The organism is Nocardioides sp. GCM10030259, from assembly GCF_042666375.1.
GTDB lineage: Bacteria > Actinomycetota > Actinomycetes > Propionibacteriales > Nocardioidaceae > Nocardioides.
In genome coordinates this window covers 385,301-410,799 of the sequence record NZ_JBHTDF010000018.1, presented here as the reverse complement: position 1 = coordinate 410,799, position 25,499 = coordinate 385,301, and the positions used below count along the sequence as shown (strand labels likewise).

Sequence of the window (25,499 nt, the reverse complement as noted above, 5' to 3'; positions counted from 1 at the left end):
GAAAGCGCTCCGGAAAGGCTTCGGCGGGCCGGCACTCGGTCTGGCGGTCGTCTTGCGTCCACAACTTTGTCCACAGGTTGTGAACCCGATCCACTCCTTGTGGAGAGAACCAGTCCGAGACGCGTCCCTGACCCACGGAGCTTCCTGTTTCCGCAGGTCAGATGGGATGTGTAGCCCGTTGTGGTACGGGTCACACGACCTGCGGAGAAGCGGTGGATCGTGGCCGGCGGGGAACCCCGGTGGCGACGAACGTAACAAGCCGGGAAGCGCACCGGCAAGACGTCATCCACAGGCGGTTCAGATCGGGCCCGGTGCCGGTTTGACCCTGTGGATTGCGGGCGCGTACCGTTGTGCGGTCACCCGGTGTCGACCGGTGCCGCATGCCCACGAAGAGCAGCCGCCCGAGGGGCGCTGTCGTGGGTGCGCGGTGCCAGCCGAAGAAGGCTACTGCACGCATCGCCGGCCCGGGATGGCCGCCTTCGGACTTCGCTCGATCACCTCGGGCCCGACCAGCATGGAGAGAACCTCGTGAGCAAGCGCACGTACCAGCCGAACAACCGCCGCCGGCACAAGGTGCACGGCTTCCGCCTGCGGATGCGCACCCGTGCCGGCCGCGCGATTCTCTCCTCGCGGCGCCGCAAGGGCCGCAAGAGCCTCGCCGTCTGAGGCACGCCGCCGCCCAGGTCGGCCGTGCTGCCCAGCGCGCATCGCCTCACCGACGGGCCCTCCTTCCAGCGGGCGGTCCGCACCGGACGCAAGGCGGGGTCACGAACGGTCGTCGTCCATCTCGCCGATGACCCCGAGGCAACGCACCCGCGGGTGGGCTTCGTGGTCAGCAAGGCCGTGGGCAACGCCGTGGTCCGCAACCGCGTGAAGCGCCGACTTCGACACCAGGCCCGGGAGCACATCGCGTCGCTCCCGGGCTCTGCTGTGCTCGTGGTCCGGGCGCTCCCGGCCGCTGCCACCGCGTCTGCCGCGGAACTCGGCGCCGATCTCGGGCGTTGCCTGAGCCGAGTGGAGGTGTCGAGGTGAGGTACGACCCGGTTCGCTGGGCGCTGATCGGGTTCCTGCGCGCGTACCGCCTGCTGATCAGCCCGCTCTACGGTCAGGTCTGCCGCTACCACCCGTCGTGCTCGGCCTACGCGCTCGAGGCCGTGACCACGCACGGGAGCGTGCGCGGCACCTGGCTCGCCGTCCGCCGGCTGGGCCGGTGCCACCCCTGGGCCGCCGGTGGCTACGACCCGGTGCCCGGCTCCCGCACGTCAACAGAGTCTTCCCGCGTCCCTGCGGGCACGTCCCCAACACCCCAGCAAGGAGCCTGATCCGTGGGATTCCTCGGTGACCTCGGCGGCCTGATCATGGCGCCGCTCTACTACGTGATCTCGGCTGTGCTGGTCGCGTGGCACTGGATGTTCGAGTCGATCGGGATGGACCCGGACAGCGGCCTGATCTGGGTGCTGTCGATCATCGGCCTGACCGCGACGGTCCGCGCGGCCCTGATCCCGCTCTTCGTGAAGCAGATCAAGTCCAGCCGGAACATGCAGCTGATCCAGCCGAAGGTCAAGGAGCTGCAGAAGAAGTACGGCCACGACCGGGAGCGTCTCGCCCAGGAGACGATGAAGCTCTACAAGGAGAGCGGGACCAACCCGTTCGCCTCGTGCCTGCCGATCCTGATCCAGATGCCGATCTTCCTGGCGCTGTTCCGGCTGCTCGACCACCACGCCGCGAAGGGTGACGGGAAGGCGTTCATCACGCCCGAGCTGGCGGAGAGCTTCCAGAACGCCGAGCTCTTCGGGATCCCCCTCAAGGCGACCTTCCTGAAGGCCGACGGCGACGTCGCAGTCATGGTCGTCGCGGCGCTCCTGGTCCTGGCCATGACGGCGACGACGTTCACGACCCAGCGCCAGCTGATGAGCAAGAACATGCCGCCGGACGCGCTCACCGGCCCGTACGCCCAGCAGCAGAAGCTGCTCCTCTACGTGCTCCCGGTCGTCTTCGCGGTCGGTGGCATCGCGTTCCCGATCGCCGTGCTCTTCTACTGGACCACCTCCAACCTGTGGACGATGGGCCAGCAGTTCTACGTGATCCGGAACAACCCGGCCCCCGGAACCTCTGCGGCCAAGGCCAAGGAGGAGCGGGACCGGCTGAAGGCCGCGAAGCACGGAAAGCCCGTCGAGGTCGAAGAGGCCCCCGAGCCCGAGCCCGAGCGCAAGCCGCAGCAGCGTCAGCAGCCCAAGAAGCAGTCGCGCGAGCAGCGCAAGAAGGGCGCCCCGCGACCCAACCCCAAGCCGAAGCCCGAGGGAGGCACCAGTGAGTGACGAGACCGTGACCGAGGAGACGCCGGTGGAGTCCGCCAGCGAGGAGACCGCCGCGGCCCCCTCCCGGACCGAGCAGCTCGAGCAGGAGGGCGAGATCGCCGCCGACTACCTCGAGGAGCTCCTGGACATCGCCGACCTGGACGGCGACCTGGACATCGACGTGGACGGCGACCGCGCTGCTGTCTCGATCGTCGGCGCCGAGCTCTCGCAGCTGGTCGGGGACAAGGGCGAGGTGCTCGAGGCGCTGCAGGAGCTGACCCGGCTGGCGGTCTACCGCGAGACCGGCGAGCGCACCCGGCTGATGCTCGACGTCTCCGGCTACCGCGCCGGCAAGCGCGAGGAGCTGGAGCGGCTCGCGGCCGACTCGGTGGCGCAGGTCAAGGAGACGGGCGAGCGGGTCTCGCTGACGCCGATGACGCCGTTCGAGCGCAAGGTCGTCCACGACGCCGTCGCCGCCGCCGGCCTCACCTCCGAGTCCGAGGGCGTCGAGCCGCGGCGCTTCGTCGTGGTGCTGCCTGGGTGACCATGGACCCCCACGTTTCACGTGAAACGCCCTCCACGCCCGAGGTGGCGCGGAGGGCGTTTCCGTCTGACCGCCTGCCCCTCGCCGAGCGGTACGCCGCGCTGCTGGCCACCGATGGCGTGGTCCGGGGACTGATCGGGCCACGCGAGGCGCCCCGGCTGTGGGACCGACACCTCGTCAACTGCGCCCTGCTGGGCGAGCTGCTCCCACCGGATGCCACGGTCTGCGACATCGGGTCGGGGGCGGGCCTGCCCGGGATGGTGCTGGCCATTGCCCGACCGGACCTCCGGCTCACCCTCGTCGAGCCGCTGCTCCGCCGGACGACCTTCCTCACGGAGGTGGCGGAACATCTCGAGCTCACGAACGTCGAGGTCGTGCGGGGGCGCGCGGAGGCGCTCCACGGCGAGCGCCGATTCGGCGTGGTGACCTCCCGCGCCGTGGCGCCGCTGGATCGGCTGCTGGCCTGGTCGATGCCGCTGGTCGAGCCGAGCGGGTCGCTGGTGGCGATGAAGGGGTCGTCGGTGACCGACGAGATCGAGGCCGCCCGCTCGACCCTCGACTCATGGGGCTGCTCGGAGCCGGAGGTGCACGTCCTCGGTGAGGGCTGGCCGGTGTCCCCAACCATCGCCCTCCGAGTGGCCTGGGCCGACCCGAGCCGGGTATCTTGGCCGCTTGCGACGGGCCCGGCCACGCGGCGGACTGCGGGTCGCGGACGGTCCACAGCGAAGCGGAGGCGCAGGTCGTGACGGAGAACCCCGGGCCCGGGAACGAGTTTTCCACCGGGTCGGAGACGCCTGCGGAGCGTCCTTATCCACAGAATCATCCACTTCATCCACAGGTTGAGACTCCTGCGGACCACGAGGCCGTTTCACGTGAAACCGACGCTCCGAGTGGATTCCGGGTCCGCACCGCGGAGGATCTCGCGGTCGCGGCACCGGCCTTCGAGGATGACCACGGCACCCCCTTGGCGCGCGCCGCGGAGCACACCGTCCTCGCCCGAACCGGTGCCCGGATGAGGCCGCCGATGGGCCGGCCGGACCGGACTCGGGTCTTCGTCGTCGCCAACCAGAAGGGTGGCGTCGGCAAGACCACCTCGACGGTCAACATCGCCGCCGCGCTCGCCCAGCTCGGGCAGCGGGTCCTCGTAGTCGACCTCGACCCGCAGGGGAACGCGTCGACGGCCTTGGGCGTCGAGCACCACCGGGGCGTCCCGTCGACGTACGACGCCCTGGTCGAGGGCGAACCGCTCGTCGACGTGGTGAGCGCGTGCCCCGAGGTGGAGAACCTCTGGGCGGTACCAGCGACCATCGACCTGGCCGGAGCCGAGATCGAGCTCGTCTCCGTCGTGGCTCGCGAGAGCCGGCTGCGCAAGGCCATCCACGGCCACCCGTGGGTGGGGTCGGCCGCCGAGGTGGGGGAGGAGCGCTTCGACTACGTGTTCGTCGACTGCCCGCCCTCGCTCGGCCTGCTCACCCTGAACGCGCTCGTCGCCGGCGACGAGATGCTGATCCCGATCCAGGCGGAGTACTACGCGCTCGAGGGACTCGGCCAGCTGATCGAGACCGTCGAGATGGTCAAGGCCCACCTCAACCAGCGGCTCGAGGTCTCCACGATCCTCGTGACGATGTACGACGCGCGCACCCGCCTCGCGTCGGGCGTCGCGGAGGAGGTCCGCGAGCACTTCAGTGAGCGCGTCCTGAAGACGTCGATCCCCCGCTCGGTGCGGGTCTCGGAGGCGCCGTCCTACGGGCAGACCGTGATGACCTACGATCCGGGATCGCCGGGAGCGCTGTCGTACCTCGAGGCCGCGCGCGAGATCGCCATCCAGGGAGCAGAGAAGTGAATGCCAACCGCCCGCCCCAGCGTCGTGGACTCGGCCGGGGCCTCGGCTCGCTGATCCCCACCGCGCCGACGCAGACGATCGATGCGCCGGATGCGGAGGCACTCGCAGCCGGGGATGATGCGGCTCCGACCGCTCCGGAGGCCGCCGAAGGCACCGCCGGGCTGCAGCCGGTCGCGGGGGCCTACTTCGCGGAGATCCCGGTCGCGCAGATCCGGCCCAACGAGGTCCAGCCGCGCCAGGTCTTCGACGAGGAGGCGATGGCGGAGCTGGTGCACTCCGTGCGCGAGATCGGTGTCCTCCAGCCGGTGGTGGTCCGCCGCCACGGGCCCGACGACTACGAGCTGGTCATGGGCGAGCGCCGCTGGCGCGCCACCCAGGCGGCCGGGCTCGACGTCATCCCGGCGATCGTGCGGGAGACCGACGACGTCGACATGCTCCGCGACGCGCTGCTCGAGAACCTGCACCGGTCGCAGCTGAACCCCCTAGAGGAGGCCGCGGCCTACCAGCAGATGCTCGACGACTTCGGCTGCACCCACGAGGACCTGGCCGGGCGGATCGGCCGGTCGCGTCCGCAGATCAGCAACACGCTGCGGCTGCTCAAGCTCTCCCCGGCGGTCCAGCGCCGGGTCGCCGCCGGCGTCCTCTCGGCCGGCCACGCTCGCGCGCTGCTGGCCGTCGACGACCCGGAGGTGCAGGACCGGCTCGCCGCCCGGGTGATCGCCGAGGGCATCAGCGTCCGGGGCCTCGAGGAGATCGTCGCCGTGCGCGACACCGAGGACCCGGCCGCGCCGCGGGTGGTCCGGAGGAAGCCGGTCGCGCCTGGCCTGGCGGACCTGGCCGATCGCCTGTCGGACCGCTTCGAGACCCGGGTGAAGGTCGACCTGGGCCGCGCCAAGGGCAAGATCACCGTGGAGTTCGCCTCCCTCGACGACCTGCAGCGGATCGTGGACATCATGGATCCGCGCAACCGGTCCGACCGGCCGATCTGAGCCCGCAACGCCATCGCCGTCAGATCAACAAGGCGGTAAGTCGTTAAGTCGACTTATTGCTACGTCGATCCGCGCGGCGCCGCAGCTCCTCGGCGTCCAGCCGTGCCGCTTCGTCCGGTGTCGGGGCGCTCCCGCCGTACGACGCGGGCAGCCACCACGATCCGGGCGGTTGCTCGTCGGCCGGGTAGGCGCGGATGGTGCGGTCGAGCAGGCCGGCCATGACCGTGTGCAGCTCGGCGGTCTCGGCGACCGGGTCGGCGCCCGTCGGGTGCAGCGGCTCGCCCACCGTGATCGCGATCGTCTTGCCGCGGGAGAAGTCGCGCGGGTGGTCCTTGGTGATCATCCGCTGGGTGCCCCACATCGTGACGGGCACCAGGGGAACGCTCGCCGCCGCCGCGATACGGACGGCACCCGTCTTGAACTCCTTGAGCTCCATCGACCGGGAGATCGTGGCCTCGGGGAAGATGCCGACCGCCTCGCCCCGGCCGAGGTAGTCGACGGCCGTGTCGAACGACGCCTCGCCGGCGCCCCGGTCGACCTCGATGTGGTGCATGGAGCGCATCACCCGGCCGCCGATGCCGTGGTCGAAGATCTCCCGCTTGGCCATGAACCGGACCAGCCGGCGCGACGGGTGGGCGGCGAACCCGCCGTACACGAAGTCGGCGTAGCCGATGTGGTTGAACGCCAGCAGGACACCCCCGGAGCGCGGCACGTGCTCGGTGCCGGACAGCTGGAACCGCTGCCCCAGGACCCGGAAGGCCGTCTTCGCCGTGAGGACGACGGTCGGGTAGGTGTAGTCGCGCATGGGGGTCCTAGCGTCGGGTCGCGAGGAAGTCGGCGATGCGGCCGATCGCCTCTTCGAGCACGTCGTGGTCGGGGAGCGTGACCAGCCGGAAGTGGTCGGGGCGCACCCAGTTGAAGCCGGTGCCGTGCGTGACGAGGATCTTCTTGGCACGCAGCAGCTCGATCACGAACGCCTCGTCGTCCTCGATCGGGTAGACCTCGGGGTCCAGGCGCGGGAAGCAGTAGAGCGCGCCGCGCGGCTCGACGTTGGTGACGCCCGGGATCTCGTTGAGCAGCCGGCTGGCGAGCTTGCTCTGCTCGTAGAAGCGGCCACCGGGGACGACCAGCTCCTGGATGGACTGGTAGCCGCCGAGCGCGGTCTGGATCGCGTGCTGTGCCGGCACGTTGGCGCACATGCGCATGTTGGCCATCAGCGTGAGGCCCTCGAGGAAGTCCTCGGCGAGCTCCTTGGGGCCGGAGATCATCACCCAGCCGGCGCGGTAGCCGCAGACCCGGTAGGCCTTGGACAGCCCGCTGAAGGTCAGGCACAGCACGTCGCTGCCGGCGTACGACGCGGCGTGGTGGTGGACCGCGTCGTCGAAGATGATCTTCTCGTAGATCTCGTCGGCGAACACGACGAGGTCGTGGCGGCGCGCGATGTCGACGAGGCCCTTGACAGTGTCCGCGGTGTAGACCGCACCCGTCGGGTTGTTGGGGTTGATGATCACCAGGCCGTGGGTGTTCTCGGTGATCTTGGACTCGATGTCGGCGAGGTCGGGGTTCCAGCCGTTGCTCTCGTCGCACTCGTAGTGGACGGCCGTGCCGCCCGAGAGCGTGACCGCGCCCGTCCAGAGCGGGTAGTCCGGTGCCGGGACCAGGACCTCGTTGCCGTCGTCGATGAAGGTCTGGAGCACCATCGTGATGAGCTCGGAGACGCCGTTGCCGATGAAGACGTCCTCGACCGACACGTCCTTGAGCCCGCGGGACTGGTAGAACTGCGCGACCGCGGTGCGCGCCGGGTAGATCCCCTGGCTGTCGCTGTAGCCCTGCGAGTCCGGCAGGTGGTGCACCATGTCGGCGACGATCGCCTCGGGTGCGTCGAACCCGAACGGTGCGGTGTTGCCGATGTTCAGCTTGAGGATGTGGTGGCCCTCTGCCTCGAGGCGCTGGGCTTCGACGAGGATCGGCCCGCGAACGTCGTACCGGACGTTCTGCAGCTTGCGGCTCTGTCGGATCTTGCGCACGCCGCCATCCTGACAGGCGCGCGCCTACGATGGCTGCGGCGGTCCACGGACGGAGGTGTGATGTCGCGCAAGGTGACCCGGCTGACCCTCGACCATCTGGAGGCCTTCTCGGCCCCGTGCCGGTCCTGCCTGTTCTGGGAGCTCGACCCGGTGCGCCGTGAGCGGGTCGACGATCCGGCCGCCGAGAAGGACGCCTGGGTGTCGGAGGTCCTGCGCGAGTGGGGGTCGTGCGGCCGGGTCGTGGTCGTCGACGACCAGCCCGTCGCCTACGCGATCTACGCGCCCGAGGCGTTCGTCCCCGGGGCAGCGGGCTTCGCGACCGCGCCGATCTCCCCCGACGCCGTGTTGCTGACGACCGTGCACGTGGAGCCGGCATACCGCGGTGGCGGGCTCGGCCGGATGCTGGTGCAGGCGACGGCAGCCGACCTGGTGCGCCGCGGCGGGTTCGGGGCGATCGAGGCGTTCGGGAGTCCGTCCGGGCGTGGTGGGCAGTGCCTGCTGCCGGTCGACTTCCTGGCCGGGGTGGGCTTCAAGACCCACCGACCGCATCCCGTGACGCCGCGGCTGCGGATGGAGCTGCGGTCGACCGTGACGTGGCGCGACGAGGTCGAGGCGGCCCTGGAGAAGCTGATGGGCGTCGTCCGACCGACCCCGAAATCGGCGCGAGGCCCGGCGCCGAAGGCGACCCGGGCCTCGCGAACGAGCGCTCGTTGATGGGGTCTCGAGACGCCCGTCGCGGCTTCGTTCCTCAGCCGCGGGGCTCCTCGACCTGGCTGCTGGATCCTGGCCTTCGCAGGCTCAGGCCAGGGCAGCTCAGATGTAGTCCGACAGCTCGTTGAGGAGCGTCGCCTTGGGGCGAGCACCGACGATGGTCTTCACGACCTCGCCGCCCTGGTAGACGTTGATGGTCGGGATGCCGGTCACCCGGTAGTTGGACGGCGTCACGGGGTTTTCGTCGACGTTCATCTTGAAGAACGTGATCTTGTCGCCGTGGGCGGTGGCGATCTCGTCGAGGATCGGCGCGACCTGGCGGCACGGGCCGCACCACTCTGCCCAGAAGTCCACGAGGACCGGCTTGTCAGACTTGAGGACCTGCGCCTCGAACTCGGCGTCGGTCACGGCGTTGATGTTGCCCACGGAGGGATCCCTTCTTCGGTGAACTCGGAGGTCTGATCACAGTCAACAGCAGGCCGCCGACTGTTGTTCCCCGCCGCGCGGGCGGGTCCGGAATCAGGCTCCGGCGGTCTGCGCGACCTCGTTGACGAGCTCGGCGTCGGCGCGGTCCTGGGCGTCCCGGGGGCCCGCGGCGTGGTCGAGCTCGGCGAGGTAGCGCTCGGCGTCGAGGGCGGCGGCGCAGCCGGTGCCGGCGGCGGTGATGGCCTGCCGGTAGTGGTGGTCGACCAGGTCGCCGGCGGCGAAGACGCCGGGCAGGTTGGTGCCGGTCGAGGGGTGGCTGGCGATCACGTAGCCGTTGTCGTCGAGGTCGACCTGGCCCGGCAGCAGCTCCGAGCGCGGGTCGTGGCCGATGGCGATGAACAGGCCCGTCGCGGGGAGGTTGCGGGTGTCGCCGGTGACGGTGTCCCGCAGGGTCAGCGACTCGAGCCGGTCGGCGCCGTTGATCTCGTCGACGACGGAGTTCCAGAGGATCTCCAGCTTGGGGTCGGCGAACGCGCGCTCCTGCATGATCTTCGAGGCGCGCAGCTCGTCGCGGCGCACGATCAGCGAGACCTTCGAGCCGAAGCGGGTGAGGAAGGTCGCCTCCTCGATCGCGGAGTCGCCACCGCCGACCACGGCGATGTGCTGGTCGCGGAAGAAGAAGCCGTCGCAGGTGGCGCACCAGGAGACGCCGCGGCCGGAGAGCTCCTCCTCGCGGGGCAGGCCGAGCTTGCGGTAGCCCGAGCCCATCGCGAGGATCACGGCGCGGGCGCGGTAGGTGTCGGTCGCGGTCTTCACGGTCTTGATGTCACCGGTGAGCTCGACCTCGACCACGTCGTCGGCGACCAGCTCTGCGCCGAACCGCTCCGCCTGCGCCCGCATCTCGTCCATCAGGGCGGGCCCCATGATGCCGTCCCGGAACCCCGGGAAGTTCTCGACCTCCGTGGTGTTCATGAGGGCGCCACCGGCGGTCACCGAGCCCTCGAAGACGAGCGGCTTGAGGCTCGCGCGCGCCGTGTAGAGCGCGGCGGTGTAGCCGGAGGGGCCGGAGCCGATGACGATGACGTCGCGAACGGTGTCGGACATGAAGCGTGCTTCTCCTCGGATGGGTGCGGTCTGCGACCAGTAGAACCGATCGTAGGTGAGGAAACTTCCCGGGCAGGCCCCGGCTCAGGGCGCGGGGACCGACGTGGAGCGGACCGGCTCCGTGGAGCCGCACAGGTACAGGTCGACCTGGCGGGTGCCGTCGGCCGCCGGGCGTACGACGAGCAGGGCGGGCTCGCCGTCGTACGTCGCGGCCACCGGCCGGCCGCGGCCGAGGCCGCCGCCGACGCACTCGGCGGCGTACGCGCCACCCCCGGTGGCCTTCTCCTCCGTGTCCGCCTGGGTGGAGCGCAGCTCGGAGAGCGTGGCGAGCCGGCCGGTGGCGGCGTAGCGCTCGACCTGGGCGTCGAAGGCGTCGGAGCGGAGACTGAGGGTGATGGGAGCGGCCTCGGCAGCGCCGGCGCTCGGCGCCTCGTTGCTGCCGCCGGCATCGTCCCCGGCGTCGCTCTGGACCGATGAGTCGGCGGAGCCGGACGAGGAGTCGGCGTCGGTCGTGCCGGAGAGGTCGACGCGGGAGATCCCGACCCCGACCACGACGACCGCGGCGGCGGCGAGGACGAGGTTGCGCAGCATCCGGCGACGCCGGGCTGCGGCGAGGTCGGGGACCGGGTCCGTGGCCGGCGCGGTCTCGGGCTCCGAGGAGCTCCGGAGGTCGGTGAGCACCCGGTCGAGCCGGTCCGCGACGTCGGCGGGCAGCGGCTCGTCGTGGCGGGCGTCGGCGAGCAGCCGGCGTACCTGCTCCTCCTCGGGCGTCAGGTCGGGCTCGGGCACGGGTTCACCTCCTCCGGGTCGGTCGTGGGCACGGGACAGGGGTCAGCCGGTCGCGGGCGGGCCGCGCGGGGCGTCGCTGGATTCGACGGGGCCGGGGGGCACCGGGTTCCGGGGCGGGATGTCGTGCGGGTCACGGTCGGCGTCGTCGAGCATCGGCGCTAGGACCTCGGCCAGGCGCGCCCGACCGCGTGAGCACCGTGACTTCACGGTCCCGACCGGGCAGTCGAGGATGGCGGCGGCCTCGGCGACCGGGTATCCCTCCATGTCGACGAGCACCAGCGCCGCCCGCTGCTCGTCGGGGAGGTCGCGGAGCGCGTCGAGCACCAGGGCCCGGCGCTCGCTCGCCGACGCGAGGTCGGCGGGGTCCTCGACGCTGGCCGACACCAGCGAACCGCGGTCTCCGCGGTCGTCGAGGTCGTCGGGCAGCGCCTCGGCGCGGCGTACCTTCGCGGCGCGCAGCCGGTCGAGGCATGCGTTGACCACCACGCGGTGCAGCCAGGTGGTGACGGCGGCATCGCCGCGGAACGTGCCGGCCCGGCGGTACGCCGCGACCAGTCCGTCCTGGAGCCCGTCGGCGGCGTCCTCGCGGTTGCCCATGGTGCGCAGCGCGACCGCCCAGAGCCGGTCGCGATGGCGGGCGAAGAGCTCACCGAAGGCGTCGGGATCGCCGGCGACGTGCGCAGCGAGGAGCTGCTGGTCGGTCCGCTGCGGGGCGGTCATCCGCGGACCGTCACCTCGGCGACCTGGCCGCGGAACTCCGAGCCGATCGCCGGGATCGACGTCAGCCAGACCACGACGTACCGCGCCATCGCCGGCTCCTCGAGCGCGATCTGCTGCTCGGAGTCGACGGTCGCGGTCGCGGCCGGGTCGCCCAGCCCCTCGACCCCGGTCGGCGGAGAGTCGGCCAGGTAGAGGGAGATCCCGGTCGAGCCGCCGACCACCGTGAGGTCGACCGCCGACACGTTGCGCACCGAGCCGAGGTCGAGCACGAGGCCGACGCCGCTCTTCAGGCCACCCGGGCCGAAGTTCTGCTGGTAGTCGAGGGTCCGCCACACGGTCGCCGGGTCGCCGTCGACGGCGAGCGGGGCCAGCTCGGGGTTCTCGTCCGGTGGGTCGCCCTCGGGGTCGAAGTCGGAGGCGACCACGTTCGGGATCGGATCGGCCGCCGGCGAGATCGGGGACTGTTGGGCCGTCGGCGTCGGGGCCGGGCTGTCGTCGTCGGGTACGGCGCCGAGCGGCGTGCGCCCGCGCCCGAGGTTGTAGGCGACGACGACCGCCAGCAGCAGCAGCACCGCGGCCGCGATGATGGCGGCGAGCCGCAGCCAGCTGCGCCCGGGCACCTCCTCCTGCGGCTCCTCGGGGAGCGAAAGCGGGCCGGTTCCGGTGTCCCACGGCCAGAACCCGCGGCCGCCGCTGCCGGCCGAGGCGGGCACGGGGGCCGGCTCGGGCCGTGGAGCCTGCGGGCGCGGCGTGCGCGCCGGGCTGCCGCCGGTCGGGGCCGGCGCGAAGAGCGGCCGCTCGGGCGGCTCCTCGAACGGCGGTGGGGGCGGGGCGGGCTCGCCGGGGGCGGACAGCCACGAGACGTCGTCGGCCTCGTCGTCGAAGATCGGGAGTCCGGCCTCGGTGGGCAGGTCGGTGGACGACTGATCGGGCCGTGGCTCCGGGTCGGGCTGGGGTTCGGGCTGGGGTTCGGGCTGGGGTTCGGGCTGGGGTTCGGGCTGGGGCTCGGCGTCGTACGGCCGCGGGTCCGGGACCGCCGGCAGGGCGGCGATCTCGGTGGTGTCGCGGTGCCCGGCCTGGGCCTCGGCCTCGGCGAGGCCGGTCGCGTCGCCGACGAACTCGCACAGGTAGTCGGAGATGCCCTGGGCGGTCGCCAGGTCATAGGTGTCGCGCAGCCGCGCCGCGGCGGCGGAGTAGGGGTTGACGACCTCGTCGCACAGCGCGTCGAGCGGGCGCGGGATCCCGGCGCGGACCTGGCGCGGGCGCAGCACCCTGCCCTGCACGAGCGGCGCCGACGGCACCGCCGACGAGGAGACGCCGGGCCACTTGCCGGTCAGCGCGCAGTAGAGGAGGCCGCCGAGGTCGGCCACGTCGGTCGTGACCCGCCCGGGCGGCAGCCCGTGCATGGCCGCCTCGACGGCGTACCCGATGATCCGGACGGCGCCGGTGTGGTCGACGAGCACGTTCTCGGGGACCAGGCGGCCGTGGGCGACCCCGGCCTGGTGCCCGGCCGCGACGCAGCCGGCCACCTCGGAGACGATCCATGCTGCCCGGCGCGGACCGAGGGTGCCGGCGGCGAGCATGATGTCGAGGGAGTCGCCGGAGCCCCACTCGTTGACGACGAAGCTGTGCCCGTCGGCGCGGTCGGCGTCGAGCACCCGCAGCAACCGCCGGTCGTGGATCGCCGCGGAGCGCTTGGCGGCGTCGAGCAGCGCCGTCGCGCGCTCGTCGTCCTCGGCGATCACGTGCAGCGCGACGTACCTCTCGAGCACGCGGTCGTGGGCGCGCCAGAACCGGCCGCCCCCGCTCTCGGTGAGGAGGTCGACCAGGCGGTACCGGTCGGCGAGCACGTCGCCCGGCCGGATCGAGCTCGGCACTCAGCTCCCCTCGTGTCGGCTTGTGCCCTGCGGCAACATCGCTCCCTTGCCGCCCATCGTAGGGCGAGCTCAGCCCCGGCGTGGGAGGGGCAGCCGGCGGGTGACCGTGTCGACCATCGAGGTCAGCTCGTCGAGGTGCATCGCCCGCGCCATGCCGAGCAGGACGAGCCCGCCGACGGCACCGGTGGCGGCGAGACTGACGAGCGCCGCCCAGAGCCGGTCGACGCCGATGAGGTCGTGGAGGAGGTACGCCGTCCCCGCGGCCGCCGCGGCCGCGAGGAGGGCGGCCACGAGCAGCCGCCCGAGGAACCGCACCAGCCCCCGCGTGTCCAGGCCGCCGAGCCGGCGGGACAGCATCGCGTAGGAGATGACGGCGCCCACGACGTACGAGCACGTGTAGGCGAGCACGAGCGCGGGCGCCGTGGCCTCGGCGTCGGTGACGCCGACGAGGACGAGCGCGGCGACGATGTTGGTGGCCGCGACCGCGCACTGGATCCAGAAGACGGTGCGGGTGAGCTCGAGGGCGTAGAAGCCGCGGAGCACCAGGTAGTGGACGGTGAAGAAGAGGAGCCCGCCGCCGAAGAGCGCGAGGGACGGCGCGAAGTCGGCGTAGTCGCCCGCGGCCGCGCCGTACCCCCAGATCACGCGCGAGACGCCGAGGGCGAGGCAGGGGAGGAGCAGCGCGAACGGCAGGATCAGGGAGAGCGCGCTGCGCAGCGTCTCGGCGAGCGACGTGGCCAGGCCGGCGTCGTCGCCCTCGGCGGCGCGGGCGGCCAGCCGGGGCAGGATCGCCGTCGCGAGCGACACGGTGATCACCGCGTGCGGGACCATCGTGATCAGGAAGGTCTGCGAGTAGATGGAGTAGCCGGTGCCGTCGGTCGACGCGGCGGTGCCGCCGGACGCGAGGCGGACGACGACCGTGTAGGCGACTTGGTTGACGACGACGAAGAGCACCGTCCACACGCCGAGCCTGAAGGTGTGGCCGAGACCGGTGTGGAGGAAGTCGAAGCGCGGGCGGTAGCGGAAGCCGGTCAGGCGCAGGTAGGGCACCAGGATCGCGAACTGGGCCGCGATGCCGACGGTGGAGCCGATGCCGAGCAGCAGCTCCTGGTCCGACGAGTAGGGGCCGAAGAGGTCCGCGGCCGGGCCGAACGCGACGAGGTAGACGACGAGGACGGCGATCGAGATGACGTTGTTGGCGATCGGCGCCCACATCATCGGACCGAAGCGGCCTCGGGCGTTGAGCACCTGGCCGATCAGGACGTACATCCCGTAGAAGAAGACCTGCGGCAGGCAGTAGCGGGCGAAGTCGACGATCGACTCGCGCTGGGCGGCGTACTCGGCGTCGCCGAGCTGCGGGGTGAGGAAGAGCTGGATCAGCCAGGGCGCCGCGACGACGAGCGCGATCGTGACCACGCCGAGGAAGAGCCCCGCGAGCGTGATGATCCGGTTCGTGTACGCGTCGCCGCGGTCGGGATCGTCCTTCATCGCCCGGACCAGCTGCGGCACCAGCACCGCGTTGACGACCCCGCCCGCGAGCAGGATGTAGAGCATGTTCGGGATCGTGTTGGCGATGTTGAACAGGTCGGCGTGCAGCTTCGCGCCGAGCGCCGCCGCGAGCAGGGTCGACCGGACGAACCCGCTCAGCCGCGAGACGACCGTGCCGGCCGCCATGACGGCACTGTTCGCGAGGACGCGGGAGCGCTCCTCCTCGCGGGCCTCGCCGTCGAAGGCGCTCATCCGGGGTCCCCGCGGAAGTGTGGGCTGGAGGAGCGAAGCTTCGGGGTCCCCGCGGGCTTGTGGCGGAAGAGCGAAGCGGGGGAGCCGCAAGCTCGTGGGGTGAAGCGTTGCGGGGGAAGCCCGCAGTTTCGTGGGGTGGTCATGTCGTCCTCATGACCGGGCCGCCGCACGGATGCGTCGGAACAGCCGCACGATGATCGTGCCGAAGAGCAGGGCGATGCCGGTGCCGAGGATCAGCCAGATCACGTTGCTGACCCGGTTGGACCGGATCGGGAGCGTGTCCGACGAGCCGATCGGCGAGCCGTCGACGTCGGTGAGCAGCAGCGTCACGTTGCGGACGCCGACCGCGGACGACTCGGCGTTGAGCAGGATCGTCGAGCGGGCGCCCGGGCCGACCTCGACCGCCTCGTCGGGCACCGACACCTCGAGCGACGGGTCGGTGAGGGTGTCGAGCCGCACCGTGACCGGCTGGTCGAGCCCGTTGTTGACGGTCGCGGAGAAGCGCCCGCTGCCGCTGGAGAGGATGACCGCCTTCGGGGCCTCCACGGTGACCGACTCCAGCTGCTGCTCGATCGCGGCGCGGGAGCGGGACGCGGAGTCGCGGCTGAGCTGCGGGAACCGGCGGCTGGCGTACGACACGTTCGTGAGCGCCTCGTCCTGGACCTCGCCGCCGACGCGGTCGTTGAGCGTCAGCAGGTTCTGCAGCGCCTCGCCGGCCTCGACGAGCCCCTGCGCGGTGGAGAAGTCGAGAGCGTCGAGCTCGGCCTCACGCTGGGTGTCGGGATAGACGATCCGGTCGGCGTCGACATCCCGGCCGCTGCGCTGGGAGATCGAGTCGATGGTGGTCAGCCGCAGCCACTCGGTGTCGAGACCGCTGAAGAAGCCGGTGCTCGCCTCCGGCGCCCAGCCCTGCGGCAGCACGGTCACCAGCGGTCGCCGGCCCGGGGTGAGCACCCGCAGCGCGGCCTCGCTCAGGATCCGTTGGCGCACCGAGAGCGGCGAGAGCTGGTCACCCGGCCCGGGTCCGCCCGAGGCGGAGGCCGAGGAGGACACCACCATGCTGCGGCCGAGCGTGTGCGCCACGGTCGGCGCGTTGTCGGCGCGGTCGCCGAAGACGCGGTCCGAGACGAGCACCTGCGTGTCGGGCTCGGCCAGGCCCAGGGCCGTGGTCGGCAGGTAGCCGGCCGGTGGTGCGATGACGGGCGTGGTCGTCAGGCCCCACGGCGCGAGCTCGGTGCCGGAGCGCTTGCGGGCGTTCCGGTACGCCGCTGGGTCGTGGGCTGCGGCACCGGCGACGTCGACGTCGCCGTACGGGAGGCTCAGGATCTCGTTGGAGCCGAGCGCCGTCTGCAGCCGGCCGAGCCAGTCGGTGGCGGCGGCCGCTGCTGCGGTGACCTCGGGGTCCTCGGGCTCGGTCGGCTCCTCTTCCTGCACGTCCGCGTCGGTCGGCTCCTCCGTCGGTGACGGCGACTCCGACTCCTCCTCGTCCGGCTCGGGCTCGAGGGTCGGGGCGATCGAGCGCGGCGGGTTGCCCTCGGTGAGGTGTACGGCGGTGTCGACCACGGCCGGGTCCACGAGCCAGGTGATCGGCCGGTCGCCGGCCGCCGCGCCGAACTCGGTCATCCGCCGCAGCTGCCCCTCGAGCCCGAGCGTGCGGGTCCAGCGCGCCAGGTTGGCCACGCTGCCGTCGGAGAGGTGCTGCACCGAGCGCCGGATCGGCAGCACCAGCGCGGCGTCCACGGTGCGGGAGGTCGGCGGGACCAGGGGCAGGAACGTGCGGGCGCGGCCGTCGGCGACGTCGTCGCGGGGCTCGGCCGCCTGCCCGAGTGCATGCACGCCGAACCAGTAGACGCCGGCCGCATCGGCACCGACGCCGTTCGGCGACTCCGCGGCGATCCGCCGGCGCGGCACGGAGAAGGAGAACTGCGCGGTCTCGCCCGGGTCCAGCTGGTCGATGGTCTCGTAGGGGCCGGGGTCGGTGACGCGCTCGCCCACGGCCACCTCCGGGTCGAGGGTCGCGGCCTCGGCCAGCTCGGCCGAGGTCGTCATCGGCGCGTCGGAGATGAACGAGTAGAGGTTGATCGTCGTCCACGGCTGCTCGTCGACGTTGGTGACCGTGCCGCTGACCCGGATCTCACCGCGCTCCGGCACCGTCGACGGCGTCAGGTTGTCGATGATCACCTCGAGCGGGCCGGTGTCGGCGGCTCGACGCGGCGCGGACTCCGCCGCGGCGGGTGCAGCCAGAGGGACCAGCAGGAGCCCGGCGAGGACGGCCGCCACGAGGGCAGGCAGCAGCGACACCGGGCGAAGCACGCAGCGACTCTACTGGCCGACCCCGCGCGGATCGGGACCCCGTGCGGCCCGACTAAACTCGGCTCCCGTGCCCGACGCCCCGCCACCCCCGCTCGCCATGGCCGACGTCCAGCGCTCGGTCGAGAGCGAGCTCGACCGGATCGCCCCGGTGATCGACGAGCTCGGCCGGAGGTTCACGGACGCCGGTCACGAGCTCGCCCTCGTGGGTGGGCCGGTGCGCGACGCCATGCTCGGCCGGCACCACAACGACCTGGACTTCACCACCTCGGCGCGGCCCGACGAGACCGAGCGGCTGCTGAAGGGCTGGGCCGAGGCGATCTGGGACATGGGCCGCGCGTTCGGGACGATCGGCTGCCGCAAGGGGGCGTGGCAGGTCGAGGTCACGACGTACCGCTCCGAGTCCTACGACCCCGGCTCGCGCAAGCCCGAGGTCGACTTCGGCGACACGCTGGCCGGCGACCTCGGCCGCCGCGACTTCACGGTCAACGCGATGGCGGTGCGGGTGCCGGGCCGCGAGGTCGAGGACCCGTACGGCGGCATCGTCGACCTCGCCCACCGGGTGCTGCGGACGCCGGGCCGGCCGGAGGACTCCTTCTCCGACGACCCGCTGCGGATGATGCGGGCGGCGCGGTTCGCCGCCCAGCTCGGCTTCACCGTCGACCCGTCCGTCGTCGAGGCGATGCGCGCGATGGCCGACCGGATCGGGATCATCTCGGCCGAGCGGGTGCGCGACGAGCTGGTGAAGCTGGTCTGCGCGCCGTACCCCCGCCTGGGCCTGACGCTCCTCGTCGACACCGGGCTCGCCGAGCTCGTGCTGCCCGAGCTGCCGGCGCTGGAGCTGGAGCGCGACGAGCACCACCGCCACAAGGACGTCTACCAGCACACACTGACCGTGCTCGAGCAGGCGATGGACCTCGAGCACCGGCTGCCCGACGGCGGCCCCGACTTCGTCGCGCGCTTCTCCGCGCTCATGCACGACGTCGGCAAGCCGCGGACCCGGCGCTTCGTCGACGACGGCACCGTGACCTTCCACCACCACGACGTCGTGGGCGCGAAGCTGACCCGCAAGCGGATGAAGGCGCTGCGCTTCTCCAACGACGACATCGACGCGGTGAGCAAGCTGGTCGAGCTGCACCTGAGATTCCACGGCTACGGCAGCGGCGAGTGGACCGACTCCGCCGTCCGTCGCTACGTGCGCGACGCCGGCGACCAGCTCGAGCGGCTGCACATCCTCACCCGCGCCGACTCCACCACCCGCAACAAGCGCAAGGCCGAGCGGCTGCAGCGCACGTACGACGACCTCGAGGAGCGGATCGCCCGGCTGGCTGAGCAGGAGGAGCTCGACGCGATCCGGCCCGACCTGGACGGCAACCAGATCATGGAGATCCTCGGCATCGGACCCGGCCGCGAGGTCGGGCAGGCCTACCAGTTCCTGCTGGAGCTGCGGATGGACAACGGCCCGATGAGCGAGGAGGCCGCCGCCGCTGCGCTGCGCTCCTGGTGGGCCGACCGCACCTGATCCCTGGCCCGGTGACCGGGGTCACAGCGTTGTTGAACATCTGTCAGTAGCGTCGCGCCCCATGAGCCAGTCGACGACCGCCGAACGGATCGAGCCGCTGCTCGAGGACACCATCGACATCGCCGCGCCGCCGGACGCCGTCTGGGCGCTGGTGTCGGACGTCGTCCGGATGTCGTCGTGGAGTCCCCAGGTGGTGCGCACCGTCGTACGCGGCGGGCCGGTGCGGCAGGGGACCCGATTCCTCAACCTCAACCGTCGCGGTCCGCTGTTCTGGCCGACGCGAGCGAAGGTGGTCGCCTTCGAGCCGGAGCGACTCTTCGCGTTTCGGATCCGGGACAACTGGACCGTCTGGTCGTTCACCCTCGAGCCGACGTCCGACGGCGGCACCCGGCTGGTGGAGCGCAGGGAGGCCCCGCACGGGATCTCGGGCATCTCGCAACGACTCACCCGGCTGGCCCTGGGCGGGCAGCAGACCTTCACCGGGGAGCTCCGGGCGGGGATGCGCCAGACGTTGCAGCGCATCAAGGCCGACGCCGAGCGTTGACGAGGCTCCTACAGTCACTGCATGGCAGCCAGTGACACTGCGGACTCCGAGCTGACCGACGCCGTACGCACCGGCTACGCCTTCGAGGGCGCCGCCCTCGAGCTCGGCGGGTTGATGCTCGACGCCGAGCGACTGGCGGACGCGCCGGTCCGGATCCCGACCGCGATGCTCAACCGGCACGGCCTGGTCGCGGGTGCCACCGGCACCGGCAAGACCCGGACCCTCCAGCTGCTCGTGGAGCAGCTGAGCACCCAGGGCGTCCCGGTCTTCGCCGCCGACATCAAGGGCGACCTGTCCGGGCTGGCGCAGCCGGGGGAGCCGAGCGACAAGCTCACGAGCCGGGCGGCGACGCTCGGTCAGCACTGGACGGCGACCGGCTTCCCTGTCGAGTTCTACGCGATCGGCGGCGTCGGGTCCGGCCTGCCGCTGCGCGTCACGATGAGCGCCTTCGGCCCCACGCTGCTCAGCAAGGTGCTCGGCCTCAACGAGACGCAGGAGTCCAGCCTCGGGCTGGTCTTCCACTACGCCGATCGCGCCGGGCTGCCGCTCCTCGACCTGGCGGACCTGCGCGCCGTGGTCTCCCACCTGCTCAGCGACGACGGCAAGGCCGAGCTCAAGGCCCTGGGCGGCCTGTCGTCGGCGACCGCCGGTGTCATCCTCCGCGAGCTGATCGGCCTCGAGGACCAGGGCGGCGACGTGTTCTTCGGGGAGCCGGAGTTCGAGTCGGCGGACCTGCTGCAGCTCGCGCCCGACGGCCGGGGCCTGGTCTCGCTCGTCGAGCTGCCGCAGCTCCAGGATCGGCCGGCGATCTTCTCGACGTTCCTGATGTGGCTGCTCGCCGACCTCTTCCACGACCTGCCGGAGGTCGGCGATGTCGAGAAGCCGAAGCTCGTGTTCTTCTTCGACGAGGCGCACCTGCTCTTCGCCGACGCGTCGAAGGAGTTCCTCGACCAGGTCGCGCAGACCGTGCGGCTGATCCGGTCGAAGGGGGTCGGGGTCTTCTTCGTGACGCAGAGCCCCACCGACGTACCCGATGCGGTGCTCGCGCAGCTCGGGTCCCGGATCCAGCACCAGCTGCGCGCCCACACCCCGAACGACGCCAAGGCGCTCAAGGCCACCGTGGCCACCTACCCGACGAGCGGGTACGCCGACCTGGGCGAGGTGATCACGACGCTCGGCATCGGCGAGGCGATCGTGACCGTGATGAACGAGCGTGGCGCCCCGACCCCGGTCGCCTGGACCCGCCTGCGCGCGCCGGAGTCGCGGATGGACCCGTGCGATCCCGACCTGGTGACGGCCACGGTCGCCGCCAGCCCCCGGGCGTCGACGTACCAGGCCGCGGTCGACCGGGAGTCGGCCCGCGAGATCCTCGCCGACCGGCTCGAGCAGGGTGCCGCCAAGCAGGCCGAGGAGTCGGCCTCCGAGGCACCGAAGCCCCGGAAGAAGGCCGCCCCGAAGGCGCCGAAGCCGCCGAAGCCGCCCCGCCAGGAGGACGGGATGGTCGAGCAGGTGGTCAAGTCCGCGGCGTTCAAGGACTTCATGCGCACCGCTGCCCGCGAGATCGCCCGCGGGATGTTCAAGACCGGTCGCCGCTGATCCTGCCCGGGCCGGGCGGCTGAGCTGCCCGATACGACAGGACCCCCGCCACCTCACGGTGACGGGGGTCCAGGCGGTCCTCACGAGCGAGAGGTCACTCCTCGCCGGCGATGAAGGCCTCCACGCGGCGGCGGCCCTCGTCGTCGGGGAGCTGGACCGGCGGGGACTTCATCAGGTACGACGACGCCGAGATGATCGGGCCGCCGATGCCGCGGTCCTTGGCGATCTTCGCGGCGCGGATCGCGTCGATGATGATGCCGGCGGAGTTCGGGGAGTCCCAGACCTCGAGCTTGTACTCCAGGTTCAGCGGGACGTCGCCGAAGTTGCGACCCTCGAGGCGGACGTAGGCCCACTTGCGGTCGTCGAGCCACGCCACGTAGTCGGACGGGCCGATGTGCACGTTCTTGTCGTGGACCTTGCCGGCGAGCTCGCCGTTCAGGTTCGAGGTGACGGCCTGGGTCTTCGAGACCTTCTTGGACTCCAGGCGCTCGCGCTCGAGCATGTTCTTGAAGTCCATGTTGCCGCCGACGTTGAGCTGGTAGGTGCGGTCCAGCGTCACGCCGCGGTCCTCGAACAGCTTCGCCATCACGCGGTGCGTGATGGTCGCGCCGACCTGGGACTTGATGTCGTCACCGACGATCGGGACGCCGGCGTCCTCGAACTTCTTGGCCCACTCCGGGTCGGAGGCGATGAAGACCGGGAGGGCGTTCACGAACGCCACGCCGGCGTCGATCGCGCACTGGGCGTAGAACTTGTCGGCCTCCTCGGAGCCCACCGGCAGGTAGGAGACGAGCACGTCGGCCTGGGTGTCCTTGAGGACCTGGACGACGTCGACCGGCTCGGCGGCCGACTCCTCGATGGTCTCGCGGTAGTACTTGCCGAGGCCGTCGAGGGTGTGACCGCGCTGCACCTCGAGGCCGAGCGTGGGCACGTCGCAGATCTTGATGGTGTTGTTCTCGGAGGCGTTGATCGCCTCGGAGAGGTCCTTGCCGACCTTCTTGTCGTCGACGTCGAACGCCGCGACGAACTGCACGTCGGACACGTGGTAGTCACCGAACGTGACGTGCATGAGACCCGGGACGGTGCCCGCAGGGTCGGCGTCCTTGTAGTAGTGCACGCCCTGGATCAGGGAGGTGGCGCAGTTGCCCACTCCCACGATTGCCACTCGTACCGAACCCATCGGGATTCCCTTTCCTCTGTTACTTCTTCTAGGTCTACTTCTGTGTGGCCTGCTGGCCCGTGCTGCTGGTGTCGGACCCCGGCTCCTGGCTGGAGGCGTCGGTCTGCGATCGGTCGAGCTCGCCGTTGCGCTCGGCGTTGATGAGGTCGGACAGCCACCGGACCTCGCGCTCGACGGACTCGACGCCGTGGCGCTGGAGCTCGGCCGCGTAGCGGTCGACCTCCTTCTGGGTGATCGCGAGCTGGCTCTGCACGCGGTCCAGACGCTCCTGGAGGCGGGTACGCCGGCCCTCGAGCACGCGCAGCCGGATCTCCATGTCGGTCGAGGAGAAGAAGGCGAACCGGATGTCGAAGTTGTCGTCCTCCCACGCCGTGGGACCGACCTCCGACATCAGGCGCTGGAACTCCCGGGTGCCGGCCTCGGTGACCTGGTAGGTGATGCGCGGCCGCTTCGACACCGGGGTGCCCGGCGTCTTGGTCGTCATCGTCTCCTCGATCAGCGAGGCCCGGAGCATCTTCTTCAGGGTCGGGTAGAGCGACCCGTAGGAGAGCACGCGGCCCCAGCCGAGCATCAGGTTGAGGCGCTTGCGGAGCTCGTAGCCGTGCATCGGACCCTCGTGCAGCAGTCCGAGGACTGCCAGCTCGATGGTCTCCGCTCGACGTGCCATGCGACCTATCGTAGCGATATATCCGCGTGTTGCGAACCATGAATACGTCGACGTGTTGTGTCAGGCGTTCGGACGGCGGTCTCGGGCGGGGTTCTGCCGGGCTCGACCGCGGCGGCACGACGTACGTCACCCGAGCGTCGTCTTGGGTGGGTGCGGGCGGCCCCCGTACCCTGTCGAACGGCTCGGATCCCGGTCCAGCCGCCCAGTTCACCGATCCAGCGGAGCCAACCGACCGTGAGTGGCAAGCGCCGGGCCGCCGGCCCCGCCCAGACCAGCACCCCTGCCAGGGGGACCGCCCAGAAGGGCGCCACCAAGCAGGGTGCCGGTACGAAGCGACCCCGCACGCGCAAGCAGCAGGTGTGGCGCGTCGCCCGGTGGCTGCTCGTCGTCGGCCTGGTCGGCGTGCTCGTCGTGGTCGGCGGCTTCATCTTCGCCTACCAGACCACCGAGCTCCCGGACCCCAACGAGGACTTCGAGACCCAGACCTCGTTCGTCTACTACGCCGACGGCAAGACCGAGCTCGGCAGCTACGCCGAGCAGAACCGCCAGTCGATCCCGCTCGACGAGATGCCGCAGAACCTGCAGGACGCGGTGGTCGCCGCGGAGAACCGCGGGTTCTGGACCGACAAGGGCATCGACCCGAAGGGCATCATCCGCGCGGCGTTCAGCAACGCGCAGGGCAACTCGACCCAGGGTGCGTCGACGATCACCCAGCAGTACGTGAAGATCCTCTACCTCACCCAGGAGCGCTCCTACGAGCGCAAGCTGAAGGAGGCGATCCTCTCCCTCAAGCTCCAGCGGGAGATGTCGAAGTCGGAGATCCTCGAGGGCTACCTCAACACGATCTACTTCGGGCGGTCGGCGTACGGCGTGCAGGCCGCGGCCGGGGCGTTCTTCGGCAAGGACGCGAAGAAGCTCAGCCTGCGCGAGTCGGCCGTGCTCGCGAGCGTGCTCAACAACCCGTCCAGCTTCGATCCCGCCAACGGCAAGGACTCGAAGGAGGCGCTCAAGGAGCGCTACCGCTACGTGCTCGACGGCATGGCCGACGCAGGCAACATCAGCGCCGAGAAGGCCGAGAAGGCCTCGCGGAAGCTGCCGAAGTTCCCGGAGATCGCCGCCGAGAGCCGGTACGGCGGGCAGAAGGGCCACGTGCTCTCGATGGTCCGCAGCGAGCTCCGCGACCTGGGCTTCAACGAGCGGCAGATCGACGGCGGCGGCCTGCGGGTCACCACGACGTTCACCAAGAAGGCGATGGACGCCGCGGCGGCCGGCGTACGCGAGCAGCGTCCCGACGGCCCGCAGTTCTCCGACAAGAACCTGCACGTCGCCGTGGCCTCGGTCGAGCCGGGCACCGGCGCCGTCCGGGGCATCTACGGCGGCCAGGACTACCTCGAGTCGCAGATCAACTGGGCGGTCACCGGCGGCATGGTCGGCTCGACGTTCAAGCCCTTCGCCGTCGCCACCGCCCTGAAGGAGGGGTTCTCGCTCGAGGACACCTTCGAGGGGAACTCGCCCTTCTACTACAACGAGGAGGGCACCGGCGACCGGGTGCGCAACGAGGGCACCGGCTACGACGGCCTCGGCACCGACTACGGCTCCCAGATCAGCCTGCTGCGCGGCACCGAGGACTCGATCAACACGGTCTTCGCCGATCTCACCGTCTCGATGGAGGACGGTCCGGAGAAGATCCTCGAGACCGCCGAGGACCTCGGCATCCCGAACTGGAACAAGAACGCCGGCGGCGGCTACGACAACCTCGACAACAGCCCGGGTCTCGAGCCGGTCAACGGCATCGCGCTGGGCTCGGCGACCATCGCGCCGGTCAACATGGCCAACGCCTACGCGTCGATCGCGAACGGTGGCCGCGCGGCGAAGCCGCACGTCGTGCAGAAGGTCGTGAGCCGGGACGGCGAGACCCTCTACTCGTTCAAGCAGTCGACGACGCAGGCCATCGACGAGGACGTCGCGGCCGACACCTCGTACGCCATGCAGCAGGTCGTCCAGTCCGGCAGCGGCACGGCCGCGCTCAGCCTCGGGCGGCCGGCAGCCGGCAAGACCGGTACGGCGACCAACGCCGACGACGACGTCGCGTCGGCCTGGTTCGTCGGCTACACCCCGCAGCTCGCCACGTCGGTCATGTACGTCCGTGGCAAGGGACAGGAGCAGCTCGACGGCTGGCTGCCGGAGTACTTCGGCGGCTCCTACCCGGCGCGGACCTGGACCGACGTGATGGGCCGGGCGCTCGACGGCACCGAGGTCGAGGAGTTCCCGGAGCCGGCGCTCCTCGACGGCGAGGCGCCCGACGACGGGCACGAGCCGTACACCCCGCCGCCGAAGCCGACGAAGAAGCCGAAGCCGACGAAGTCGGACGAGCCGACGGAGTCGCCCAGCGAGCCGACGGAGACCCCGACCGAGACCCCGACGCCCACGGAGACCCCGACGCTCCCGTCGCCCACCTGCGACCCGATCGTCGGCTGCGCCCCGTCGTCGACCGCGCCCGCGACCCCCGACCCCGCCGCCTCGTCGTCCGCCGCGACGCCGCCGCCGGCGCGGGTCGGCGACCGGCGGACGTCGCGGCGTACCGGCCGCCGGGCCCGCCAGGGCTGAGGCGCG

At 71.4% G+C, this 25,499-nt stretch carries 24 protein-coding genes; 13 read left to right on the top strand and 11 right to left on the bottom strand.

What is annotated here, in order from left to right:
- Positions 1-528: 528 nt before the first annotated feature.
- From rpmH to ACFQQI_RS15025, 8 genes are all read left to right on the top strand, one after another.
- Positions 529-666, top strand: a complete 138-nt coding sequence (gene rpmH / locus ACFQQI_RS15060; protein WP_011758123.1) for a 50S ribosomal protein L34 — start codon at positions 529-531, stop codon at positions 664-666.
- Between the two features lie 24 nt (positions 667-690).
- Entirely contained in the window at positions 691-1,032 is a 342-nt protein-coding gene (gene rnpA, locus ACFQQI_RS15055; protein ID WP_378564829.1) for a ribonuclease P protein component, read from the top strand.
- On the top strand, positions 1,029-1,322 hold the full coding sequence (yidD, locus tag ACFQQI_RS15050; RefSeq protein WP_378564826.1) for a membrane protein insertion efficiency factor YidD: 294 nt from the start codon (positions 1,029-1,031) through the stop codon (positions 1,320-1,322). The genes rnpA and yidD overlap by 4 nt, the downstream gene beginning before the upstream one ends.
- 36 nt (positions 1,323-1,358) lie before the next feature.
- The gene (yidC, locus tag ACFQQI_RS15045; protein ID WP_378565564.1) at positions 1,359-2,318 is read left to right on the top strand and encodes a membrane protein insertase YidC; all 960 of its coding nucleotides are present in this window, start codon (positions 1,359-1,361) and stop codon (positions 2,316-2,318) included.
- A gap of 25 nt (positions 2,319-2,343) precedes the next feature.
- Positions 2,344-2,841, top strand: a complete 498-nt coding sequence (locus tag ACFQQI_RS15040; protein WP_378565561.1) for a protein jag — start codon at positions 2,344-2,346, stop codon at positions 2,839-2,841.
- A gap of 44 nt (positions 2,842-2,885) precedes the next feature.
- Positions 2,886-3,587, top strand: coding sequence for a 16S rRNA (guanine(527)-N(7))-methyltransferase RsmG (gene rsmG, locus ACFQQI_RS15035; protein WP_378564823.1), 702 nt, complete (start codon positions 2,886-2,888; stop codon positions 3,585-3,587).
- A gap of 278 nt (positions 3,588-3,865) precedes the next feature.
- A complete protein-coding gene (locus ACFQQI_RS15030; RefSeq protein ID WP_378564820.1) occupies positions 3,866-4,684 on the top strand; it encodes a ParA family protein in 819 nt (272 codons plus the stop codon).
- Positions 4,681-5,673 (top strand): ParB/RepB/Spo0J family partition protein, encoded by a 993-nt coding sequence (locus tag ACFQQI_RS15025; protein WP_378564817.1) that lies wholly within the window; start codon positions 4,681-4,683, stop codon positions 5,671-5,673. The genes ACFQQI_RS15030 and ACFQQI_RS15025 overlap by 4 nt, the downstream gene beginning before the upstream one ends.
- A 43-nt stretch (positions 5,674-5,716) precedes the next feature.
- On the opposite strand, the gene ACFQQI_RS15020 is transcribed toward ACFQQI_RS15025, so the two are convergent.
- Together ACFQQI_RS15020 and ACFQQI_RS15015 are read right to left on the bottom strand one after the other, a co-directional pair.
- Entirely contained in the window at positions 5,717-6,478 is a 762-nt protein-coding gene (locus ACFQQI_RS15020; RefSeq protein WP_378564814.1) for a lysophospholipid acyltransferase family protein, read from the bottom strand.
- A 7-nt stretch (positions 6,479-6,485) separates the two neighbouring features.
- Positions 6,486-7,700 (bottom strand): pyridoxal phosphate-dependent aminotransferase, encoded by a 1,215-nt coding sequence (locus ACFQQI_RS15015; protein WP_378564811.1) that lies wholly within the window; start codon positions 7,698-7,700, stop codon positions 6,486-6,488.
- A 60-nt stretch (positions 7,701-7,760) separates the two neighbouring features.
- Between ACFQQI_RS15015 and ACFQQI_RS15010 the strand changes: the two genes are divergently transcribed.
- On the top strand, positions 7,761-8,414 hold the full coding sequence (locus ACFQQI_RS15010) for a GNAT family N-acetyltransferase (protein WP_378564808.1): 654 nt from the start codon (positions 7,761-7,763) through the stop codon (positions 8,412-8,414).
- Positions 8,415-8,513: 99 nt separating this feature from the next.
- Here the strand turns inward: ACFQQI_RS15010 and trxA are convergent, their stop codons facing one another.
- The 7 genes from trxA to ACFQQI_RS14975 all read right to left on the bottom strand — a co-directional run bounded on the left by trxA (position 8,514) and on the right by ACFQQI_RS14975 (position 17,380).
- The gene (gene trxA / locus ACFQQI_RS15005) at positions 8,514-8,837 is read right to left on the bottom strand and encodes a thioredoxin (RefSeq protein WP_378564805.1); all 324 of its coding nucleotides are present in this window, start codon (positions 8,835-8,837) and stop codon (positions 8,514-8,516) included.
- 93 nt (positions 8,838-8,930) lie between these two features.
- Entirely contained in the window at positions 8,931-9,941 is a 1,011-nt protein-coding gene (trxB, locus tag ACFQQI_RS15000) for a thioredoxin-disulfide reductase (RefSeq protein ID WP_378564802.1), read from the bottom strand.
- 84 nt (positions 9,942-10,025) lie between these two features.
- Positions 10,026-10,730 carry a hypothetical protein gene (locus ACFQQI_RS14995; RefSeq protein ID WP_378564799.1) on the bottom strand — a complete coding sequence of 235 codons (705 nt, stop codon included), beginning with the start codon at positions 10,728-10,730 and terminating at the stop codon, positions 10,026-10,028.
- Positions 10,731-10,772: 42 nt separating this feature from the next.
- A complete protein-coding gene (gene sigM, locus ACFQQI_RS14990; RefSeq protein WP_378564796.1) occupies positions 10,773-11,450 on the bottom strand; it encodes an RNA polymerase sigma factor SigM in 678 nt (225 codons plus the stop codon).
- Positions 11,447-13,327 (bottom strand): hypothetical protein, encoded by a 1,881-nt coding sequence (locus ACFQQI_RS14985; RefSeq protein ID WP_378564793.1) that lies wholly within the window; start codon positions 13,325-13,327, stop codon positions 11,447-11,449. The genes sigM and ACFQQI_RS14985 overlap by 4 nt, the downstream gene beginning before the upstream one ends.
- A 69-nt stretch (positions 13,328-13,396) precedes the next feature.
- Positions 13,397-15,067: a murein biosynthesis integral membrane protein MurJ gene (gene murJ / locus ACFQQI_RS14980; RefSeq protein WP_378564790.1), complete on the bottom strand. Its 1,671-nt coding sequence runs from the start codon at positions 15,065-15,067 to the stop codon at positions 13,397-13,399.
- Positions 15,068-15,217: 150 nt separating this feature from the next.
- A complete protein-coding gene (locus tag ACFQQI_RS14975) occupies positions 15,218-17,380 on the bottom strand; it encodes a DUF6049 family protein (RefSeq protein ID WP_378564787.1) in 2,163 nt (720 codons plus the stop codon).
- 97 nt (positions 17,381-17,477) lie between these two features.
- Here ACFQQI_RS14975 and ACFQQI_RS14970 point away from each other — a divergent pair, with 97 nt between their 5' ends.
- The 3 genes from ACFQQI_RS14970 (at position 17,478) to ACFQQI_RS14960 (ending at position 21,039) form a co-directional block, all read left to right on the top strand.
- A complete protein-coding gene (locus tag ACFQQI_RS14970) occupies positions 17,478-18,899 on the top strand; it encodes a CCA tRNA nucleotidyltransferase (protein ID WP_378565558.1) in 1,422 nt (473 codons plus the stop codon).
- Between the two features lie 61 nt (positions 18,900-18,960).
- Positions 18,961-19,443, top strand: coding sequence for an SRPBCC family protein (locus ACFQQI_RS14965; protein ID WP_378564784.1), 483 nt, complete (start codon positions 18,961-18,963; stop codon positions 19,441-19,443).
- Between the two features lie 21 nt (positions 19,444-19,464).
- On the top strand, positions 19,465-21,039 hold the full coding sequence (locus ACFQQI_RS14960; protein WP_378564781.1) for a helicase HerA-like domain-containing protein: 1,575 nt from the start codon (positions 19,465-19,467) through the stop codon (positions 21,037-21,039).
- Positions 21,040-21,133: 94 nt separating this feature from the next.
- On the opposite strand, the gene ACFQQI_RS14955 is transcribed toward ACFQQI_RS14960, so the two are convergent.
- Both ACFQQI_RS14955 and ACFQQI_RS14950 read right to left on the bottom strand, forming a co-directional pair.
- The gene (locus ACFQQI_RS14955; RefSeq protein WP_378564778.1) at positions 21,134-22,219 is read right to left on the bottom strand and encodes an inositol-3-phosphate synthase; all 1,086 of its coding nucleotides are present in this window, start codon (positions 22,217-22,219) and stop codon (positions 21,134-21,136) included.
- Positions 22,220-22,253: 34 nt separating this feature from the next.
- The gene (locus ACFQQI_RS14950; RefSeq protein ID WP_378564775.1) at positions 22,254-22,886 is read right to left on the bottom strand and encodes a PadR family transcriptional regulator; all 633 of its coding nucleotides are present in this window, start codon (positions 22,884-22,886) and stop codon (positions 22,254-22,256) included.
- A gap of 234 nt (positions 22,887-23,120) precedes the next feature.
- Here ACFQQI_RS14950 and ACFQQI_RS14945 point away from each other — a divergent pair, with 234 nt between their 5' ends.
- A complete protein-coding gene (locus ACFQQI_RS14945; protein WP_378564772.1) occupies positions 23,121-25,493 on the top strand; it encodes a transglycosylase domain-containing protein in 2,373 nt (790 codons plus the stop codon).
- Positions 25,494-25,499: the final 6 nt, after the last annotated feature.